The following is a 20,396-nucleotide window of genomic DNA, read 5'->3' as shown; positions in this document are numbered from 1 at the left end:
CCGTTACCCCTGGGGTGTAAGGATGAACCTACGTGATCTGAAGTACCTGGTAGCCCTGGCCGACCACAAGCATTTCGGCCGGGCTGCCGCTTCCTGCTTTGTCAGCCAGCCGACGTTGTCCACGCAGATCCGCAAGCTGGAGGAAGAGCTCGGCCTGCCGCTGGTGGAACGCGCACCGCGCAAGGTGATGCTGACCCCGGCCGGCCAGGAAGCGGCCGCACGGGCGCGGGTGATCGTGTCCGAAGTGGAACAGCTGAAGGAAGCGGCGCGACGCAGCCGCGATCCGGAAGCCGGTACGGTGCGCCTGGGGATCTTCCCGACCCTGGGCCCGTACCTGCTGCCGCATGTGATCCCGCGCATCCGCGAGCGCTTCCCGGAGCTGGAACTGCTGCTGGTCGAGGAAAAGAGCGATGTGCTGCTGGACCGCCTGCGCGAAGGCAAGCTCGACGCTGCATTGCTGGCGCTGCCGGTGATCGACGACCAGCTGCATGCCGAGTTCCTGTTCGAGGAACCGTTCCTGCTGGCCGTCTCCGGTCGCCACCCGCTGGCACGTCGCGAGCACCTGGACGTGCAGGAACTGGCCACGCAGAAGCTGCTGCTGCTGGAGGACGGCCATTGCCTGCGCGACCAGGCGCTGGAAGTCTGCCGCCTGTTCGGCGCCAACGAGAAGTCCGAGTTCCGCGCCACCAGCCTGGAAACGCTGCGGCAGATGGTCGCCGCCGACGTCGGCATCACCCTGCTGCCGAGTCTGTCGGTGCAGCCGCCAGTGCCGCGCTCGAACAACATCCGCCTGCTCGACTTCACCGGCGAAGGCCGTCCCAGCCGCCGCATCGCCATGATCTGGCGCCGCAGCTCGGCCATGAACGACTTCCTGATGGACCTGGCCGACCAGTTCAAGCGCCTGCCGCAGGCGCTGTTCACCCTGGAGGCGCTCGATGCCGGCAGCGATGCACCGGCCCTGCCCGGCCCCGCGCTGAACGGCTGAGCCCCCGCAGTACCGGCCTGGAATCGGCAGGAGTCGATTCCGGCCGCATTTGTCCCCACAATACAGACAGGCGGCGCCAGCAGGTGCCGCCTTTTGCATGGCTTTCAACCAAGGAGCTTCACCATGAGTACCGCCAGCGGCCTGCCGCCGTCGATCACCGTTTCCACCTTCGACATGGACCGCCTGGACGCCATGCTCGAATCCCCTGCGCTGAGCCAGACGCCTGCCGCGCTCGCGCTTGCTGAAGAACTCAACCGGGCCACCGTGCTGGCACCGGACCAGATTCCCGAAGGCATCGTCATGATGCATTCGCGCGTGGAGTGCGAAGATGAAGTGTCGGGCGAGAAGCACGTCCTGACCCTGGTCTTCCCCCGCGAAGCCAACGTCGATGAAGGCAAGGTTTCCGTGCTGGCCCCGGTCGGCAGTGCCCTGCTCGGCCTTTCGATCGGCCAGAGCATCGACTGGACCGCGCCCGGCGGCCGCAAGCTGCGCCTGCGCGTGACCGCGGTCCACAACGACCGCCCCTGATTACCGCTGCGCACCGCGCGCGATTCGATCCCCCTGTCCCAGGAGCCGTAATGAGTACCCCGTCCAAACTGTCCCAGCTGCGCGAACTGTCCGTGGTCGTTGCCGATACCGGTGACTACGAGGCGATCAAGCGCCTGCAGCCGGTGGACTGCACCACCAATCCGACCCTGGTGAAGAAGGCGCTGGACCTGCCGGTCTACGCCGAGCTGATCGAACGCGAACTGGCCTGGGGCCGCCAGCAGAGTGGCGACCGCGAAGCCGTGGTGCACGCCGTGGCCGACCGCCTGACCATCGGCGTCGGCGCGCTGCTGAGCACGCTTGTGCCGGGCCGGGTGTCCACCGAGGTGGATGCCGACCTGGCTCACGACACCGCTGCCACCGTGGCCAAGGCCCGCCAGTTCATCCAGATGTACGCCGATGCCGGCGTGCCGCGCGAGAAGATCCTGATCAAGATCGCCGCGACCTGGGAAGGCGTGGAAGCCGCACGCATCCTGCAGGCCGAGGGCATCGACTGCAACCTGACCCTGATCTTCAACCCGACCCAGGCGCTGGCCTGCAGCGAAGCCGGGGCGTTCCTGATCTCGCCGTTCGTCGGCCGCATCCTGGACTGGTACGTGGCCAACGGCCAGGCCCCGGCCACCATCGATGAAGACCCGGGCGTGAAGTTCGTGCGCGGCGTGTATGCCGAATTCAAGCGTCGCGGTTCGCCGACAGTGGTGATGGGCGCCTCGTTCCGTTCGACCGCGCAGATCGAAGCACTGGCCGGCTGCGACCGCCTGACGATTTCGCCGGACCTGCTGGAGAAGCTGGACGCCGACCACGGCGAGCTGCCGCGCAAGCTGGTGGCCGGTGCCGCCGATGGCGCGGCGGTGACCCCGATCGATGCGGCCAAGTTCGCGGCGGATCTGGCGGCCGATCCGATGGCCACCGAGAAGCTGGCGACCGGCATCGATGCGTTTGCCAAGGATCTGGAAGCGCTGCGCGAGCGGATCCGCGCGGCACTGTGAGGATTCCGGCCAACGGCTGAGCCCCTCGTGGCGGGGGGCTTGGTCGCGAAGAGCGGGTCATGTGGTTGGCAGGGTGGGTAGGCCGTGCAGGGGACGCTGCAAGTACGTCCCTGTAAGCTCTGTCGCCGCATCCATGCGGCTCACGCCCCTGCACGGCCTACCCACCCTGCCTTCGACAGTTTCCTGCGGCCGCCCGCCACGGAAGAAAGAAAGAAGAGCAACAGCGGGTCGCGCGCTTCGCTTGCTCGGAGCCGAGCATGGCTCGGCTCTACAAGGGCAATGCAGAACCAAACAAAAAGGACGCGGCGAACGCCGCGTCCTTTTTGTTTTCCATCAGTTCGTCAGTAACCCAATGCTCTTTCCCACTGTCACCGGGAAACTTTCGGGGGTGGGGCGGTGTGGGTTGGCAGGACCGTTGGCGCCATGGATGGCGCCATCGAGCCCCCAGAGACGGGTTCACGGCGTGTCCTGCCAACCCACACCGCCCCACCCAACAAGCAGCAACCCAGAGCCGCTTTGGCTTTGGCTTTGGCAGTTGCTTTCAGCTTCAGCCCGCCGCAGGCGGACCACCGCGCGTCAGCGCGGCGCCTCCACATCCAACCCGATCGGGCAGCTCACGCCGGTGCCGCCGATGCCGCAGTAGCCGTTCGGGTTCTTCGCCAGGTACTGCTGGTGATAGTCCTCGGCGTAGTAGTACGCCGGTGCCGGGTACACGATCTCGGTGGTGATCGGGCCGTAGCCGGCCTCGGTCAGCTGCACCTGGTAGGCCTCGCGGCTGGCCAGCGCGGCCTTGTACTGGGCCTCGTCGGTGGCATGGATCGCCGAACGGTACTGGGTGCCGGTGTCGTTGCCCTGGCGCATACCCTGGGTCGGGTCGTGGCTTTCCCAGAACAGCTGCAGCAGCCGCTCCAGGCTCACCACCGCCGGGTCGAACACCACCTGTACCACTTCGGTGTGGCCGGTCAGGCCCGAGCAGACCTCTTCATAGGTCGGGTTCGGCGTGATGCCGCCTGCATAGCCGACCGACGTGCTGTACACGCCCGGCTCGGTCCAAAACTTGCGCTCGGCGCCCCAGAAACAGCCCAGCGCAAAGCGGATCTGCTGCAGGCCGGCGAAACGGTCCTTCAGCGGATGGCTGTTCACGAAGTGCTGGTTGCTGTGCAACGGCAGTGGTTGGTCACGCCCCGGTAGTGCCTCTTCCGGGCGCGGCAAGCGCTGCTTGAAGGCGCCGATGCCGAGGATGCCCTGGCCAATTCCCAACATGATGCGCTCCTACGCCGGAAGGCCGGCAATGTCGTCTGCATCGGAAATGGGGTCGGACGGGGCCTGGCCCAAGTCCAGCGCCGCTACGATGTCCTCGGCCTGCGGCCGCGCCGCATCGGGGATGCCGACCCGCAACACGCCAAACAGCGGCAGCTCGCCCATCCCGCCCAGCAACTGCTCTCCGAACACGAACGCGGGGATACCGGCGTCTTCCAGGGCGTGCTTGACCAGATGGGCGTCGAACAGGTTGTCGGCCTTGTACACGATGTGCATGTGGCGGCTCCTCGGGGCAAGGGTCCAGCATACGCCCGGGCGCTGAATGCCGCCGGTGACGGCGAATGATCGTTCCGCCGGCCAACGGCCGGCATTACCGGAAGATGGGCTGGTCGTGCCGGCCGCTGGCCAGCATCCCGAGGCGCTACCGGGCAGCCCCGCCCGGTACGCGCTAGACTGTTGGTCTTTCTGCCTTTCTTTTCGCCGACTCATGTCCGAGCACACCCCCGCCAGCCCCGAGACCCCCGCCGACAGCCACGAGAAGCGCGATTTCATCCGCCAGATCGTGCGCGAGGACCTGGCCAGCGGAAAGCACCAGGCGATCAAGACCCGCTTCCCGCCGGAGCCGAACGGCTACCTGCACATCGGTCACGCCAAGTCGATCTGCCTGAACTTCGGCATCGCCGGTGAATTCAGCGGCGTCTGCAACCTGCGCTTCGATGACACCAACCCGGCCAAGGAAGATCCGGAATACGTGGCCGCGATCCAGGACGACGTGCGCTGGCTGGGCTTCAGCTGGAACGAGCTGCGCCACGCCTCGGACTACTTCCAGGCCTACTACCTGGCCGCCGAGAAGCTGATCGAACAGGGCAAGGCCTATGTCTGCGACCTGTCGGCCGAAGAAGTGCGTGCCTACCGCGGCACCCTGACCGAGCCGGGTCGCCCGTCGCCGTGGCGCGACCGCAGCGTCGAGGAAAACCTCGACCTGTTCCGCCGCATGCGCGCCGGTGAGTTCCCCGATGGCGCGCGCACCCTGCGCGCGAAGATCGACATGGCCAGCGGCAACATCAACCTGCGCGATCCGGCGCTGTACCGCATCAAGCACGTCGAGCACCAGAACACCGGCAACGCGTGGCCGATCTACCCGATGTACGACTTCGCCCATGCGCTGGGTGATTCGATCGAGGGCATCACGCACTCGCTGTGCACGCTGGAATTCGAAGACCACCGCCCGCTGTACGACTGGTGCGTGGACAACGTCGATTTCGCCCATGACGACGCGCTGACCCAGCCCCTGGTCGATGCCGGGCTGCCACGCGAAGCGGCCAAGCCGCGCCAGATCGAGTTCTCGCGCCTGAACATCAACTACACGGTGATGAGCAAGCGCAAGCTGATGGCGCTGGTCACTGAACAGCTGGTGGACGGCTGGGAAGACCCGCGCATGCCGACCCTGCAGGGCCTGCGACGCCGTGGCTACACCCCGGCCGCGATGCGCCTGTTCGCCGAGCGCGTGGGCATCAGCAAGCAGAATTCGCTGATCGACTTCAGCGTGCTCGAAGGCGCACTGCGCGAGGACCTCGACAGCGCCGCGCCGCGCCGCATGGCCGTGGTCGACCCGGTCAAGCTGGTGCTGACCAACCTTCCGGAAGGCCACGAAGAACTGCTGACCTTCAGCAACCACCCGAAGGACGAGAGCTTCGGCAGCCGCGAAGTTCCGTTCGCCCGCGAAGTGTGGATTGATCGCGAGGACTTCGCCGAAGTGCCGCCGAAGGGCTGGAAGCGCCTGGTGCCGGGCGGCGAAGTGCGCCTGCGTGGCGCCGGCATCATCCGCTGCGACGAAGTGATCAAGGATGCCGACGGCACCATCATCGAACTGCGCGGCTGGCTCGATCCGGAATCGCGTCCGGGCATGGAAGGCGCCAACCGCAAGGTCAAGGGCACCATCCACTGGGTGAGCGCCGTGCACGGCGTGCCGGCCGAGATCCGCCTGTACGACCGCCTGTTCTCGGTGCCGAACCCTGACGACGAATCGGAAGGCAAGACCTACCGCGACTACCTGAACCCGGAATCGCGCCGTACCGTCACCGGCTATGTCGAGCCGGCCGCAGCCAGCGCCGCACCGGAGCAGTCGTTCCAGTTCGAGCGCACCGGCTATTTCGTCGCCGACCGCCGCGATCACACCGAAGCCAAGCCGGTGTTCAACCGCAGCGTGACCCTGCGCGACACCTGGTCGGCCTGAGCACCTGCGCGGGCGCCCACACGGCGCCCGCACGCCCCCGACGATGATCACCGCCCTGTCCGTCCTGCTCTGGTTCATCTCGCAGCATCCGCTGCTGACGTTCTTTGCAGCGATGGTGCTGGCCGGGCTGGTCTCGTGGTGGCGACGCTTTCCAGGCTACGCCATCGTGGTGTTCCCGCTGGCGATGCTCAACATGTTCTTCGGCCACTTCCTCAACGCCACCTTCCTCAACCTGGTGGGCGAGCGCGGCGAAGCGGTGATCGTCAAGGCAGAGCGAACCAGCTCGACGCTCAACGAACAGTACATCTGGCGCTACGAAGCGGTGCTGCGCACGGCCGAAGGGCGCGATGTGGAGGCGGTGTTCCACACCAACACCGCCTCGCTGTGGCCGCTGGAAAACGCCATCCGCATCCCGGCGCGCGACCAGCCGTTCGTGGTCAAGTACACGCCGGGTTTCCCGCGCAACTTCGTCATCCTCACCAACGAATCACCCCACGGCATCGCCCAGGCCCGGTCCAGCGCGCGCGAGCGCGTGGAGGTGGCAGCACGCAAGCTGCATTTCAGCCCGGGCAATGCCGATTTCCGCGCGGAGTATCGCCGCGAACTGGAAAGCTGGCTGCGCGACCACGGCAACGACCCGCAGCAGCAGTCCGACGCGCAGCGCTATCGCGCCGAACTTGACGCGCTCGACCGCTAGCACCAGGCCCGGCCTGGATGCTCCACCCGATCCATCCACAGGCCTGACATGACCACGACGTCCACCGCCCTCCTCCCACTGCTGCAGCAGGCCCTGCAGGACGCCAGCGTCGCCAGCCGCATCGACGGCAACGCGCTGCTGCTGGACAGCGGACTGCGCCTGACCCCGCATGCGATGGCCGCACACGCGCGCGACAACGGGGGCTGGCAGACCTCCACCGTCATCGAAAGCCAGCATCCGCTGCTGTTCGCTGACGGCCTGTTCGAGTACCAGCACGCCAACGGTACCGATGAACAGACATCGCTGCTGGCCGGTTTCCAGGCCTGGGCACGGGTGGACCTGGTGACCCTGCAGACCGCGATCGGCGCCGAAGACGCACAGGCCCTGCCAATGATGGGCCTGACCTATCCGGCCGGCGATGAGGGCCGGGAACACGAACGCACCGTGGTGCTGGGTCCGCTGGCGCATTACCGCGAGCACGAGGTGGACGCCAGCACCTGCAGCGAGGACGATCATGGTTCCTGTCCGTGCTGCCTGTTCACCAGGAGCATGGACGCCTTCGACGAGCTGCTGACGGCGCGCCCGTTCCTGGCCATCCGCCTGTTCGCCTCGCGCGATGCCGATGGCCTGTGCGAGGCCGATTGCCGGGTCAACGGCCACGATTTCGCCGCCGCCCTGCCCCTGCTGCGTGCCTATGCGGCCAGCTGGCCGCAGGCCGGGCTGGAGTTCCGCAAGCAATACGTGGTGATCCGCACCGGCTCGCCCGGCTGACCCACCGCCACACCCGATACAGGCCGGTGCGGCTACACTGCGCGCCGGTTTCCCAAGCAACCGCACTTTCTTCCATCCCTACGAGGCACCCCCGCGATGCTGTACGCGCAAGTCCACCTGACCCTTCCCGCCTGGATCCACGACCAGATCGACCTGGATCGTCGATATCCGGGCGATGAGGCCAAGGTCGCGCTGGCGATCGAGCTGTCGCGGCTGAACGTCGAGCACGCCAGTGGCGGCCCGTTCGGCGCCGTGGTGTTCGGCCCGGACGACAAGGTGATCGCTGCCGGCGTGAACCGGGTGATGCCACACGCGACTTCGCTGGCGCACGCCGAGAACATGGCCTACATGCTGGCCCAGCAACGCCTGCAGACCCCGCGCCTGAACGCGGTGCTGTCGCCGGTCACCCTGGCCACCAGCTCGCAGCCGTGCTGCCAGTGCTACGGCGCCACCGTGTGGGCGGGCATCGACCGCCTGCTGATCGGTGCCAGTGCAGCCGACGTCGAGGAACTGACCCCGTTCGACGAAGGCCCGCTGCCGGCCGACTGGGTCGGCGAGCTCAACAAGCGTGGCATCGAAGTGGTGCAGGGCCTGAACCGCGACGCCGCGCGCAGCGTGCTGCGTGCCTATGGGGAAAGCGATGGCGCCCGTTACTGAAACCGGCATCGGCCTGCTGTGCCTGTGCCGGCAGGGTTTCGAGCCCGAGCTGGCCGGCGAACTGCAGTTCCGTGCCGGCGAAGCCGGTTTCGCCGGTTATGCACGCACCCAGCGCAATGACGGCTACGTGCTTTTCATGTGCGACGAGGCCGCAGCGCTGGCACCGCGCCTGCGCTGGCGCGAACTGATCTTCGCGCGGCAGAAGCTGGTTGTGCTGGCCGAGCTGCCACAGCTGGATCCGGCCGACCGCATTACGCCGATGCTGGAGGTGCTGGCTGATGCGCCGCGCTTCGGCGACCTGTGGGTGGAGCATCCCGATTCCGACGCTGGCAAGCCGTTGTCCGGCCTGGCGCGTTCCTTTGGCAATGCACTGCGCCCGGCGCTGCGCAAGGCCGGCAAGCTCAGCGACAAGCCGAACACCCGCCTGCCGCGCCTGCATGTGGTGTTCGTCGACGGTACCCATGCCTTCGTCTGCGTGGCCGACCCGGCCGACAGTGCGCCGTGGGCCTTGGGCATTCCGCGCCTGAAGCTGCTGCCCGAAGCGCCTTCGCGTTCGGCGCTGAAGCTGGACGAGGCGCTGTTGACCCTACTGACGCCTGAAGAACGCGAGGCGCTGGCCAAGCCCGGCATGCGCGCGGCCGACCTTGGCGCCGCCCCCGGTGGCTGGACCTGGGTGCTCACCCGGCAGCACATGCACGTGCTGAGCATCGACAATGGCCCGCTGCGCCAGCACGTGCTGGACACCGGCCTGGTCGAGCACCTGCGCGCCGATGGCTTCCACTGGCACCCGGAACAACCGCTGGACTGGATGGTCTGCGACATGGTCGAGCAGCCGCGCCGCGTCGCCGAACGCATGGCCACCTGGTTCCGCGAAGGCTGGTGCAGGCATGCGATCTTCAATCTGAAGCTGCCGATGAAGAAGCGCTGGGACGAGACCCGGCTGTGCCTGGACCTGTTCCAGGACCAGGCCGGCAAGCCGCTGGTGGTCCGCGCCAAGCAGCTCTATCACGATCGTGAAGAGATCACCGTGCTGGCCTCGCCGCTGCGCTGATCCCATTGCATCCGCCGGGCATGGCCCGGCGCTACCGGGGAACGGAACCATGCGCTACCACTCGCTCACCCTGCTGATCACTTTGCTGTCAGTCGCACCGGCCATGGCCCAGCAACTGCCGCACACCCCGGCGCAGAGCCAGCCGCTGGGCCCCAGCGGCGGCGCGATCCGCCAGCAGCCACTGGATGCCGGTCGGGTCAGCGGCAGCGTCGAGATTGCACAGCCGGCCGGCGAGGCACAGGTGACGGTGCGTTCGCTGGAGCCCAGCAGCGTGGTTGGCCAGTACCGCATCCACTTCGCCGCGCTGGATGTGAACGGCGACGGTTTCATCAGCCGCGAGGAAGCGCAGGCCAACCCGGCGCTGGCCGACGAATTCAATTCGCTGGACCGCAGGCATCGCGGCAAGCTGGACCGCACCGACCTGGCCGGCTGGCTGGTGGATTGAAAAAGGGGACGGAGGGGATTAAGTCGTATGTGCACATACGGCTTAATCCCCTCCGTCCCCTTTTTGCTTCAGACGCCGGCGGCGCGCTTCCAGAACGCCTGCACCAGCGGCGGCCATCGGCCGACGCAGCCCAGCGCACGGCCCCGGGCCAGGGTCAGGTGCATTTCGTCGTTGGAGAACAGGCGGTTGATCGCATCGAAGCTGTAGGCGGCGATGTGGTTGTCGCTCCGCCGTTCGCGTGCCCAGCGCTGCAGGCGCTGCGGCGACAGCCGCGGTTGGCCGCGGCGCTCTGCCGAGGGTGCCAGCCACTGCTGCAGGGCGGCGACATCACGCAGCCCCAGGTTCACGCCCTGCCCGGCCAGCGGATGCACCACATGCGCCGCGTCACCCAACGCCAGTACACGACCGGCCACGTAGTGACGGGCCAGCTGGCGGCGCAGCGGGAATGCCGCTCGCGGGGAGGCCAACCGCAGCTCACCCAGGCGTGCCGCGAAGGCGCGGGTCAGTTCGCGGTTGAAGCTGTCCTCGTCCAGTGCCAGAACACGCGCCGCCTCGTCCTCGGGCAGGGTCCAGACGATCGAGCTGCGGCGCTCGGCCACCGGCAGCAACGCCAGCGGCCCGCTTGGCAGGAAGCGCTGCCAGGCCGTGGCCTGGTTGGGAAGATCGCTGTCCACGTAGGCCACCACGCCACGCTGGTGGTAGTCATGGCGTTCCACCTCGATCCCGGCCAGCTGGCGGAGGGTCGATTCGGCGCCGTCGGCGGCCACCGCCAACGCCGCTTCCAGGCGACGCCCGTCATCCAGGCGCAGGCGCACGCCGTCCTCGTCCTGCTCCAGCGCGTCCACCCGCGCCGGGCAGTGCAGCTGCACACCCGCCGCCGGCAGCGCCGACCACAGGCGGTCCTGCAGCAGCCCGTTCTCGACGATGTAGCCCAGTTCGCGACGGCCGAAGCGATCGGCGTCGAACAGCAGATCCTCGCCACCGGCCGCGTCCCACACCTGCATGCGCCGGTAGGGCCATGCACGGGCCTGCGCGATCGCCGGCCACACACCAAGACGATTCAGCAGCTGTACGTTGTCGGCAGCGAAGGCGAACACGCGCAGGTCCGGCTGTGCGGCCTGCCACGGCGCCGGTTCGCGACCTTCCACCAGCGCCACCGACAGGCCAGCATCAGCCAGCGCCAGCGCACACGCGGCACCGACCACGCCACCGCCGATGATGGCCACATCAAGACGCGCGCGCCGGCTCATGCCGCTTCTCCACGGCACAGCCGCGGCACCTCGCCGCGGAAGCCCATCGCACCACCGACCAGCATCGATTGCACCGAGGCGCGCTGCGCGGCCACCAGGCCGAGGCTGCGCAGCGGCCGCATCAACGGCGCCGGATTGCTGGTCAGGCGCGCAAGCCCGCCGGAGAACGCCACCGTCTGCCGGCGGTCCTCTTCGCGGCGCGCGACATAGGCCTGCAGCAGTGCATCGCTGCCGGCATCCGCATGCGCATCCTCCAGCAGTTCAGCCAGGGTCAGCGCATCGCGCAGGCCCAGGTTGAAGCCCTGTGCACCCAGCGGATGGATGGTCTGCGCGGCATTGCCGAGCAGCACCGCGCGCTCTCCGGCCAGCGCGCGCGCCAGCACCTGGATGAGCGGATACGCACTGCGCGGGCCGGATTCGAGCAGCCGGCCTGCGCGCCAGCCGATCGCGTTCTGCAGGCGTTGCAGCCAAGCCGCATCGTCCAGCGCCATCACCGCATCGGCCTGGTCGCGCGCAACACCGTGCACGGTGCCGAAGTGGCGATCACCACGCGGCAGCAGGGCGGTCGGGCCGGTATCGGTGAAGCGCTCCCAGGCGGTGCCGTCCGGCGCGCGCTGGCTGCGCACGCGGGCCACGAACAGGGTCTGCTGGAAATCATGGCGGTCGACCTCGATGCCGAGCGCGCCGCGCACGCCACTGGTCGTGCCATCGGCCCCCACCACCAGCCGGGCCTGCAGCACGCGTTCGCCGGTCTCGTCGGCCACCCGCACCTGGCGGTAGCCATCGACCACCTCGCCCAGGCCCAGGAAGCGCATGGGCCGGTAGCGCCGCAGCCGCGGCAGCTCCTGCAGGCGCGCTTCCAGCGCCTGGCCGAAGTCCCGCGCCACCACCACCTGGCCGAACCACGGCCGGTCGTAGTCGGAAGCCTCCAGCAGCACCCGGCCGAAATCGCCGGCGCGGCTGACGTGGATGCGGCGGATCGGGCCCGGCGCCATCGCCAGCTTCTGCATGACCCCCAGCGCGGTCAGCGCATTGACCGTGGCAGCGGCAAAACTGAGGTTGCGCTGGTCGAATACCGCCGGCAGCTCGCCGGCCGGGCTGGCCTCGAGCAGGCCCACATCGCGGCCCAGGCGGTCCAGGGCGATGGCCAGGCTGGCACCGACCAGGCCACCACCGACGATCAGCACGTCATGTCGTTCACTCATGATGTTCATGATACGCTCTCGCCCTGCCCGAACGCCCAACACCACCCGACCTGCGCCAACCGGCGCGGCGGGCTAGAATGAAACCTGAATCCGCTCCGGGCCCGCTGCCATGTCCGCCACCGCCAACCGCGCCTTCGTCCTGTCCGTCCTCGTGCTGTTGCTGGCGGCGACCCGGGTCAACCACTTCGCGGCGATCCCCGATGCCTCCTGGGCGGTGTTCTTCATCGGTGGCTTCTACCTGGCCACGTGGACACGCTGGGCGTTTCCGCTGTTGATGGTGTTCGCCGTGCTGGTGGACTGGATCGTGATCCGCAGCAGCGGCCTGGATTTCTGGCAGCACTACTGCGTGTCGCCGGGTTACTGGCTGCTGCTGCCGGCGTATTTCTCGCTGTGGGCCGGCGGCATGCTGCTGGGCCGCAACTACCAGGGCGCACGCTGGCCGGTGCTGGCCAAGGGGGCACTGCTGCTGGTGGCCTCGGTGGCGGTCTGCCACCTGCTGGCGCAGGGCGGTTTCTACTGGACCACCCGCAACGTGGCCGAGCCGACGCTGGCCGGTTGGGCGCAGAACTACGCACAATGGTTCGGCCCCTACCTGCGCACCACCGCGATCTACGTGGCGCTGGCGGCGGCATTGCAGCTGGCGGTGGAGCAGGTACTGAAGCTTCAGCAGGCCCGCCGCGACATCCGGCACTGAGCCGCGCCATGGGTCATCGCCTCTCGCGCATCTATACCCGCACCGGCGACGACGGCAGTACCGGCCTCGGCGACGGCCAGCGCGTGGCCAAGGACGACGCCCGGGTGGCGTCCTACGGCACCGTCGATGAAGCCAACGCTGCGCTCGGCCTGCTGCTTGCCACCGCGCTGCCCGAGGATGTCCGCGCGCTGGTGGTGCATCTGCAGCACCAGCTGTTCGACCTGGGTGCCGAGCTGTGCATCCCGGGCCACGCCGCCATCCACGCCGCCGATGTCTCGGCACTGGAACAGCAGCTGGACCACTACAACGCCAACCTGCCGATGTTGAAGGAGTTCATCCTGCCGGCTGGTGGCGAGGCCGCCGCACGCTGCCACCTGGCCCGCACCATCGTCCGCCGCGCCGAGCGCGAGACCGTCACCCTGGCCCGCCTTGAGCCCGTGCGCAGCGAGGCGCTGCAGTACCTCAACCGGCTGTCGGACCTGTTGTTCGTGCTGGCGCGCGTACTGGCCCGCGCCGACGGCCATGGCGAAGCGCTGTGGCAGCCACAGCAGCGCCAGCGCTGAGTCGGCACGATGCTGGTCTTCACCCATCCGTCCTGCCTGCTGCATGACCCCGGCCCCGGCCATCCGGAGTGCCCGCAACGCCTGCAGCAAGTACTCGATGCCCTGCACGCCGCGTTCCCCGGCCAGCTGGACTGGCGCGAGGCGCCGCCGGCCAAGTTCGGCGAACTGACCCGGGTCCACGACAGTGCCCTGCTCGACTTCGTGCTGCAGCCGCAGACCGCGCCGCTGCGCCAGCTGGACATGGACACCTGGACCTCGCCGGGCTCGGCCAGTGCCGCCGTGCACGCCGCCGGCGCCGGGGTGGCCGCGGTCGATGCAGTGATGCTGGGCGAGGATCCGCTGGCGTTCTGCGCGGTGCGGCCCCCGGGCCACCACGCCACCAGCAGCACCGCGATGGGCTTCTGCCTGCTCAACAACATTGCCATTGCCGCGGCCCATGCCCGCGACCGCCATGGGCTGGAGCGGATCGCGGTGGTCGATTTCGATGTCCACCATGGCAACGGCACCCAGGACATCTTCCAGCACGACGCCCGGGTCTCGTACTACAGCACCCACCAGGCCGGCCTGTTCCCCAATTCCGGCCTGCGCCGCGACCGCGGTGCCGGCAACCTGATGAACATCCTGCTGCCCCCCGGCAGTGGCGGTTTCCGCTTCCGCAACGTGTGGGCCGACGAAATGCTGCCGGCCATCGACGACTTCCGTCCGCAGCTGCTGCTGATCTCGGCCGGCTTCGACGCCCACCTGCGTGACCCGCAGGCCGACCTGATGCTGGAAACCGACGATTTCGCCTGGATCACCCGGGAACTTCATGCGCTGGCGCGCCGTCATGCGGCCGGCCGGGTGGTCTCGATGCTGGAAGGCGGCTATGACCTGCAGGCCCTTGCCGAGTGCAGCGTGGCCCATGTCCGGGCCCTGCTGCTGCCCCCTCCCGGCAGCGTCTCCGGATGAACCCGAACCGGCAGGCTGCGGCGTCCTTCATTGCCCCTATGCAAGGGATGGGGCAAGCTACCGTCCGTTTTCGCCCGAATCCGAACCGCGTGCGCCGAGCCCTCCGCCTGCTTCCCCTGCCTCTGAGCATCGCCATCTGCCTGCCGGCAATGGCCGATGAAAAGCCGCTCAACTGGGGCCTGTGCCCGGCTACCGACGTGATTCCCGCGTTCACCGATGCGCCCACCCCGGTCCCGGGGCAGGACAAGGCCGCCGCCAGCGCTGCGCGCGAGCAGCAGCCGACCGACATCGAGGGTGACCAGCTGCTGGGCACGACCACCGTGCCGCAGTACGAAGGCAACGTGGCCCTGCGCCGCGGCGACCAGTTCGTCGGCACCGACAAGCTCAGCTTCGATACCGAGAGCGGCAACTACATCGCCGACGGCAATGTCCGCTACCAGGACTCCTCGATCCGCATGGTCGCCAAGCGCGCCGAGGGCAACCAGGAAAGCGACACCCACAAGATCACCGACATCAAGTACCAGCTGGTGTCGCGCCGCGGCAACGGCGATGCCGAGTCGGTCGACCTGCAGGGCGCGGTCGGCCAGATGCACCGCTCCACCTACACCACCTGCGACCCGTCACAGCCGGTGTGGAAGCTGTCGGCGCCGCAGATCGAAGTGGACAACGACGAGGGCTTCGGCACCGCCCGCAACGCCGTGCTGCGGATCGGCAAGGTGCCGGTGCTGTGGGCGCCGTACTTCAAGTTCCCGATCGATGACCGCCGCAAGACCGGCCTGCTGTTCCCGCAGCTGGGCATGTCCGGGCGCAACGGATTCGACTACGCACAGCCGATCTACTTCAACCTGGCGCCGAACTACGACGACACGTTGACCCCGCGCTACATGAGCCGGCGCGGCCTGATGCTCGACAACGAGTTCCGCTATCTCTACAACGGCGGCCGCGGCGAACTGCTGACCGCGTTCATGCCCAACGACAAGCTGCGCGACCGCGACCGCGGCCGGGTGATGTTCAGCGGTTACCACAACGTGGACAGCCACTGGCAGGCCCGTGCGAACCTGGCCTGGGTCAGCGACGAGCGCTATGTCGAGGACTTCGCCAACCGCCTGGTCGGGGTGACTGCCTCGAACCTGCAGAGCACCGTGGGCCTGTACGGCACCGGCAGGAACTGGACGGCCGGCATCATGGCCGACCGCTGGCAGCTGACCGACTACACGCTCAATGAAAGCGCGCTGCCGTACAACCGCCAGCCGCGCCTGTACTTCAACTGGGACAAGCCGGTCCTGCCGTGGCTGGAAACCGGCATCTATGCCGAAGCCGTGCGCTTCACCCACGACGACATCAACTTCAAGTACGGCGCCGATGCGGGACCCGACCTGCAGTACACGCGCAACGGCCAGACCCAACGCATGTACGGCGGCTCGCGCCTGGACGTGAAGCCGTACGTGTCGTTCCCGATCAGTGGCGCGGCCTGGTACGTCACCCCGACCCTGGCCTACCGCTACACCGGCTACGACCTGGACCAGGGCCTGGCTGACAGCGTCCGCCGCAACGTGCTGGCCTCGCAGGGCATCGACCCGAACACCGCCACGCCGGAGCAGCTGCGCGGCAACAAATCGCCCAGCCGCAGCCTGCCGATCGGCAGCATCGACGCCGGCCTGTTCTTCGATCGCGAGACCACGATCGGCGGCAAGTCCTTCCTGCACACCCTGGAACCGCGCCTGTTCTACCTGCGCACGCCGTACCGCAACCAGGACGACCTTCCGATCTTCGACACCCGTGACTTCACGTTCAGCTGGGGCCAGCTGTTCCGCGACTCGCGCTACACCGGCGCCGACCGCCAGAACGATGCCAACCAGCTGACCCTGGCATTGGGCACCCGCTTCATCGACCAGACCACCGGCAAGGAACGCTTCTCGGCGGCCATCGGCCAGATCCAGTATTTCGACGAGTCGCGGGTGACCGTCACCCCGGGCGGCGCGCCGGTGGAAAAGGGCAAGTCGGCGTGGATCGCCGACGGCAACTACATGATCAACGACCGCTGGACCCTGGGTGCCACCTACCAGTGGGACCCGAAGTACAAGCGTGAGGATCTGGCCAGCGTCCGTGCCCGCTACCTGATGCCCAACGATGGCGTGATCAACCTGAGCTACCGCTACCGCATCAACTCGGGCGCCCCGGCCAACGCCAACAAGCACGACCGTACCCTGCTGGAACAGGCCGACCTGTCGTTCCTGTACCCGCTGAATGCGCGCTGGAGCCTGGTCGGTCGCTACTACTACTCGCTGCAGGACAAGGAGCCGCTGGAAATCATCGGCGGTGTCCAGTGGGACAGCTGCTGCCTGGCCGTGCGTGTGGTCGGCCGCCGCTATGTCCGCAACCGCGAAGGCGAGATGAACAACTCCATCCAGGTGGAGTTCGTGCTCAAGGGCCTGAGCTCCCTGGGGCAGGACACGGACCGTACCCTGCGCCGTGCTATCCTCGGCTACAACCGCGACGACCTCTATCTCGTGCCGCCGAGCAACACCGGGGCGACCCGGGATGACTACGATCCGAACCTGATCCCATGACCAAGCGCTTCCCCGTTCTTCTCGCCTCGCTGCTGGCGGTGTCCAGCGTGTCCGCCCCCCTGCAGGTGCTTGCCCAGGAGGCGCAGCCGCTTGACCGCATCGCTGCCGTCGTCGATGAGGACGTGATCCTGCAGAGCGAGCTCCAGCGTGCGATCGCCAACATCAAGGCGCAGTATGCCGGCCGGGAAAACCAGCTGCCGCCGGAAGACGTGCTCAGCCGCCAGGTGCTCGAACGCCTGGTGCTGGTCAAGCTGCAGGTGGCCCGCGCCCAGGGCAGCGGCATCCGTGTCAGCGACCAGGAGCTGAACCAGGCGATGAACGCCATCGCCCAGCAGAACGGTTCGAACCTGGATGCCCTTCGCCAGCGCCTGGCCCATGACGGTATCGATTTCAACGATTTCCGCGCGTCGGTGCGTGACGAGATCACCGTGCAGCGCCTGCGCCAGAGCTTCGCGCAGAGCCGCATCAGCGTCAGCGAGGGTGAAGTCGACGCCGCGCTGAAGCAGCAAGCGACGGTAGGCAACCAGTATCACCTGGCGCACATCCTGATCGCCCTGCCCGACGGTGCCAACGCCGACCAGATCGCCACCGGCCAGAAGAAGGCCGATGGCGTGAAGGCCCTGCTGGACAAGGGCGAGCTGGACTTCAATGCCGCGGCCGTGCGCTATTCGGACAGCCCGAACGCGCTGGAAGGCGGCGATCTGGGCTGGCGCAGCCTGGATGAAATCCCGCAGGCCTTTGCCCAGTTGATGGAAAAGATGAAGCCGGGCGAGGTGGTCGGCCCGATCCGCGGCCCGAGCGGCTTCCAGCTGCTGAAGCTGGTGGAAGTGCGTGACAGCAGTTCCGCCGCCGGTGAGCAGACGGTCACCGAGTTCCACGGCCGCCACATCCTGGTCCGCGTGGACGACCACCAGACCGATGCCGCTGCCAAGGCCAAGATCGATACCCTGCGCGCCCGCATTGCCGGCGGCGCCGACTTCCAGACCGTTGCCAGGGAGTCCTCCGAGGACAACAACAGCAAGGGCCAGGGCGGTGATCTCGGCTGGTTCCCGGCTGACGCGTTCGGTCCGGCCTTCGGCCAGCAGGTGAGTGGCCTGCAGGATGGTGGCGTCAGCCAGCCGTTCCGCACCGACGCCGGTTGGCACATCGTGCAGCGCGTGGCGACCCGCCAGACCGACGTGACCACCGACAACCAGCGCGCCCAGGTCCGCGAGACCATCGGCCGCCGCAAGCTGGAAGACGAGTACAACCGCTTCCTGCAGGAACTGCGTGGCGAAGCCTACGTCAGCTTCCGCAGCGGCGACCGCGCGGAAAACACCGCCACGCCGCCGCAGTCCTGACCGATGCGCCCCGAGCTCGCTCTGGTACCGGGCGAGCCCGCCGGGATCGGCCCGGAGCTGTGTGTCCGCCTCGTCCAGCAGCCGCGTGAAGATTGCCGGCTGCTGGCCTTCGCCGACCCGGACACCCTGCGCGCGGCTGCGGCCGCCCTGAACCTGCCCCTGCAACTGCTACCCGAGCACGCCGAAGCACGCGTCCCCGGCGATCTGCGCCTGCGCGCCGTCCGCAACGCGGTGCCCAGCCACTTCGGCCAGGCCGATCCGGCCAATGCCAGCGCGGTCATCGGCGCCCTGCTCGGCGCCGGCCAGGCCTGCCTGTCCGGTGAGCTGCACGGTGTGGTGACCGGCCCGGTGCACAAGGCGGTCATCAACGAGGGCGGCATCGCCTACAGCGGCACCACTGAACTGCTGGCCGACCAGGCCGGAGTGAAGGTGGTGATGATGCTGGCCAATCACATTGTCCGCGTGGCCCTGGCCACCACCCACCTGCCGCTGCGCGAGGTGGCCGATGCGATCACCGCGCCCAGCCTGGAACACACCCTGCGCACGGTGCATGCCGCGCTGCGCCGCGAGTTCGGCCTGCCTGCGCCGCGCATCGCGGTGCTCGGGCTGAACCCGCATGCCGGCGAAGACGGTCATCTGGGACGCGAGGAACTGGACCTGGTCATCCCCCTGCTGCAGCGCCTGCGCGCGGAGGGCATGGACCTGGTCGGGCCTCTGCCGGCCGACACCGCCTTCCTGCCGGCCAAGCTGGCCGGTTTCGACACCGTGCTGGCGATGTACCACGACCAGGGCCTGCCGGTGCTGAAGTATTCCGGCTTCGAACAGGCGGTGAACCTGACCCTCGGCCTGCCCTACCCGCGCGTGGCGGTCGACCATGGCACCGCGCTGGACCTGGCCGGCCGCGGCATCGCCGATCCTTCCAGCCTGCAGGCGGCAACGACGCTGTGTGCGCAGCTGGCGCGGCAACGTACACTGAGCGCATGAATTCCCCGCATTCCCCCTCCGGCCCGGTGTTCACCGCACCGGCCAAGAAGCAGCTTGGCCAGCATTTCCTGGCCGATCGCCACTACATCGACAAGATCGTGATGGCGGTCAACCCGAAAGATGGCGACCGCCTGGTTGAAATTGGTCCAGGCCAGGGCGCCATCACCCTGCCGCTGCTGCGCGTGCACCCGAAGCTGACGGTGATCGAGTTCGACCGCGACCTGATCGCGCCGCTGACCGCCGCCGCCGAGCCGCTGGGCGAGCTGACCATTGTCCATCGCGACGTGCTGCGCGTGGACTTCACCGAACTGGCCAATGGCCAGCCGATCCGCCTGGTCGGCAACCTGCCCTACAACATCTCCTCGCCGATCCTGTTCCATGCGCTGGAGCATGCCGCAGTGATCCGCGACATGCACTTCATGCTGCAGAAGGAGGTGGTCGACCGCATGGCCGCCGGCCCCGGCAGCAAGGTGTATGGCCGCCTCAGCGTGATGCTGCAGGCCTACTGCCAGGTGACCTCCCTGTTCGTGGTGCCGCCGGGCGCGTTCCGGCCGCCGCCGAAGGTCGATTCGGCCGTGGTGCGGCTGGTGCCGCGTGACCCGGCCTCGATCAGCATCAACGACCACACGCGCTTCGCCGAGGTGGTCAAGGCCGCCTTCGGGCAGCGCCGCAAGACCCTGCGCAATGCCCTGAACAACGTGGTGTCCGCCGAGCAGTTCATCGCTGCCGGCGTGCGTCCCGATGCCCGCGCCGAACAGCTGGACGTGGCCGAATTCATCGCTTTGGCCAATGCCTCCTGATTACACTGCCGGTATGGAAGACGCTGACGTATATGCCATCTCCGTCGAAGTCGCGCCGCGCTTCCTCGACGATCAATCCGCGCCGGAAGACGGTCGCTTTGCGTTCGCCTACACGATCCGCATCCACAACCAGGGGCGGGTCGCCGCACGCCTGGTCGCACGCCACTGGCGCATCACCGATGCCAATGGCCGTGTCGAGCATGTCGATGGCGACGGGGTGATCGGCGAGCAGCCGCGGCTGCGCCCCGGTGAAGACTTCCGTTACACGTCCGGTGTCATGCTGGGGACCGATCACGGGACCATGCAGGGGCACTACGACATGGTCGCCGACGATGGCACCGAATTTGCCGCGCCGGTCGCACCGTTCGTGCTGGCCGTCCCGCGTACCCTGCACTGACACGGAGG

The 20,396-nt window shown here is 68.0% G+C and carries 21 protein-coding genes; 17 read left to right on the top strand and 4 right to left on the bottom strand.

Annotated elements, in window-relative coordinates:
• Positions 1-22: 22 nt before the first annotated feature.
• The 3 genes from AC5P74_RS12815 to AC5P74_RS12805 all read left to right on the top strand — a co-directional run bounded on the left by AC5P74_RS12815 (position 23) and on the right by AC5P74_RS12805 (position 2,520).
• Positions 23-985, top strand: a complete 963-nt coding sequence (locus tag AC5P74_RS12815; protein ID WP_049414506.1) for a LysR substrate-binding domain-containing protein — start codon at positions 23-25, stop codon at positions 983-985.
• A 123-nt stretch (positions 986-1,108) separates the two neighbouring features.
• Complete coding sequence (gene rnk, locus AC5P74_RS12810; RefSeq protein WP_053501173.1) at positions 1,109-1,513, top strand: nucleoside diphosphate kinase regulator; 405 nt, start codon at positions 1,109-1,111, stop codon at positions 1,511-1,513.
• A 50-nt stretch (positions 1,514-1,563) separates the two neighbouring features.
• Positions 1,564-2,520 (top strand): transaldolase, encoded by a 957-nt coding sequence (locus tag AC5P74_RS12805; RefSeq protein ID WP_065179586.1) that lies wholly within the window; start codon positions 1,564-1,566, stop codon positions 2,518-2,520.
• A 576-nt stretch (positions 2,521-3,096) separates the two neighbouring features.
• Here AC5P74_RS12805 and msrA read toward each other — a convergent pair.
• A complete protein-coding gene (msrA, locus tag AC5P74_RS12800) occupies positions 3,097-3,762 on the bottom strand; it encodes a peptide-methionine (S)-S-oxide reductase MsrA (RefSeq protein WP_053501257.1) in 666 nt (221 codons plus the stop codon).
• 30 nt (positions 3,763-3,792) lie between these two features.
• Positions 3,793-4,056, bottom strand: a complete 264-nt coding sequence (locus AC5P74_RS12795) for a putative signal transducing protein (RefSeq protein WP_005415362.1) — start codon at positions 4,054-4,056, stop codon at positions 3,793-3,795.
• 211 nt (positions 4,057-4,267) lie between these two features.
• Here AC5P74_RS12795 and AC5P74_RS12790 point away from each other — a divergent pair, with 211 nt between their 5' ends.
• From AC5P74_RS12790 to AC5P74_RS12765, 6 genes are all read left to right on the top strand, one after another.
• Entirely contained in the window at positions 4,268-6,016 is a 1,749-nt protein-coding gene (locus AC5P74_RS12790) for a glutamine--tRNA ligase/YqeY domain fusion protein (RefSeq protein ID WP_065186344.1), read from the top strand.
• A gap of 43 nt (positions 6,017-6,059) precedes the next feature.
• Positions 6,060-6,713, top strand: coding sequence for a hypothetical protein (locus tag AC5P74_RS12785; protein ID WP_095379343.1), 654 nt, complete (start codon positions 6,060-6,062; stop codon positions 6,711-6,713).
• A 48-nt stretch (positions 6,714-6,761) separates the two neighbouring features.
• Complete coding sequence (locus tag AC5P74_RS12780) at positions 6,762-7,484, top strand: DUF6348 family protein (protein ID WP_346608025.1); 723 nt, start codon at positions 6,762-6,764, stop codon at positions 7,482-7,484.
• A gap of 96 nt (positions 7,485-7,580) precedes the next feature.
• Complete coding sequence (locus AC5P74_RS12775) at positions 7,581-8,141, top strand: nucleoside deaminase (RefSeq protein WP_005415358.1); 561 nt, start codon at positions 7,581-7,583, stop codon at positions 8,139-8,141.
• Entirely contained in the window at positions 8,125-9,192 is a 1,068-nt protein-coding gene (rlmM, locus tag AC5P74_RS12770) for a 23S rRNA (cytidine(2498)-2'-O)-methyltransferase RlmM (protein ID WP_329843637.1), read from the top strand. Before AC5P74_RS12775 ends, rlmM begins: the two co-directional genes overlap by 17 nt.
• A gap of 49 nt (positions 9,193-9,241) precedes the next feature.
• Positions 9,242-9,637 (top strand): EF-hand domain-containing protein, encoded by a 396-nt coding sequence (locus AC5P74_RS12765; RefSeq protein ID WP_053501230.1) that lies wholly within the window; start codon positions 9,242-9,244, stop codon positions 9,635-9,637.
• A gap of 68 nt (positions 9,638-9,705) precedes the next feature.
• On the opposite strand, the gene AC5P74_RS12760 is transcribed toward AC5P74_RS12765, so the two are convergent.
• Both AC5P74_RS12760 and ubiH read right to left on the bottom strand, forming a co-directional pair.
• Positions 9,706-10,887, bottom strand: a complete 1,182-nt coding sequence (locus AC5P74_RS12760; RefSeq protein WP_053500461.1) for a UbiH/UbiF family hydroxylase — start codon at positions 10,885-10,887, stop codon at positions 9,706-9,708.
• Positions 10,884-12,092, bottom strand: coding sequence for a 2-octaprenyl-6-methoxyphenyl hydroxylase (gene ubiH, locus AC5P74_RS12755; protein ID WP_346608024.1), 1,209 nt, complete (start codon positions 12,090-12,092; stop codon positions 10,884-10,886). The genes AC5P74_RS12760 and ubiH overlap by 4 nt, the downstream gene beginning before the upstream one ends.
• 109 nt (positions 12,093-12,201) lie before the next feature.
• Here ubiH and AC5P74_RS12750 point away from each other — a divergent pair, with 109 nt between their 5' ends.
• The 8 genes from AC5P74_RS12750 (at position 12,202) to apaG (ending at position 20,388) form a co-directional block, all read left to right on the top strand.
• Entirely contained in the window at positions 12,202-12,786 is a 585-nt protein-coding gene (locus tag AC5P74_RS12750) for a hypothetical protein (RefSeq protein ID WP_005415353.1), read from the top strand.
• Between the two features lie 8 nt (positions 12,787-12,794).
• Complete coding sequence (locus AC5P74_RS12745) at positions 12,795-13,349, top strand: cob(I)yrinic acid a,c-diamide adenosyltransferase (protein ID WP_053500465.1); 555 nt, start codon at positions 12,795-12,797, stop codon at positions 13,347-13,349.
• A 9-nt stretch (positions 13,350-13,358) separates the two neighbouring features.
• Positions 13,359-14,297, top strand: a complete 939-nt coding sequence (locus tag AC5P74_RS12740; RefSeq protein WP_053500468.1) for a histone deacetylase family protein — start codon at positions 13,359-13,361, stop codon at positions 14,295-14,297.
• An 89-nt stretch (positions 14,298-14,386) separates the two neighbouring features.
• Positions 14,387-16,867, top strand: a complete 2,481-nt coding sequence (lptD, locus tag AC5P74_RS12735; protein ID WP_111129210.1) for an LPS-assembly protein LptD — start codon at positions 14,387-14,389, stop codon at positions 16,865-16,867.
• On the top strand, positions 16,864-18,207 hold the full coding sequence (locus tag AC5P74_RS12730; RefSeq protein ID WP_053500472.1) for a peptidylprolyl isomerase: 1,344 nt from the start codon (positions 16,864-16,866) through the stop codon (positions 18,205-18,207). Before lptD ends, AC5P74_RS12730 begins: the two co-directional genes overlap by 4 nt.
• Positions 18,208-18,210: 3 nt before the next feature.
• Positions 18,211-19,191: a 4-hydroxythreonine-4-phosphate dehydrogenase PdxA gene (gene pdxA / locus AC5P74_RS12725; protein ID WP_005415348.1), complete on the top strand. Its 981-nt coding sequence runs from the start codon at positions 18,211-18,213 to the stop codon at positions 19,189-19,191.
• Positions 19,188-19,991 (top strand): 16S rRNA (adenine(1518)-N(6)/adenine(1519)-N(6))-dimethyltransferase RsmA, encoded by an 804-nt coding sequence (gene rsmA, locus AC5P74_RS12720; protein ID WP_053500476.1) that lies wholly within the window; start codon positions 19,188-19,190, stop codon positions 19,989-19,991. Before pdxA ends, rsmA begins: the two co-directional genes overlap by 4 nt.
• 13 nt (positions 19,992-20,004) lie before the next feature.
• A complete protein-coding gene (gene apaG / locus AC5P74_RS12715; RefSeq protein WP_008268668.1) occupies positions 20,005-20,388 on the top strand; it encodes a Co2+/Mg2+ efflux facilitator ApaG/CorD in 384 nt (127 codons plus the stop codon).
• Positions 20,389-20,396: the final 8 nt, after the last annotated feature.

The organism is Stenotrophomonas sp. YJH_SMC_94-11 (assembly GCF_059370435.1).
This window is presented reverse-complemented; position numbering and strand designations above follow the sequence as displayed.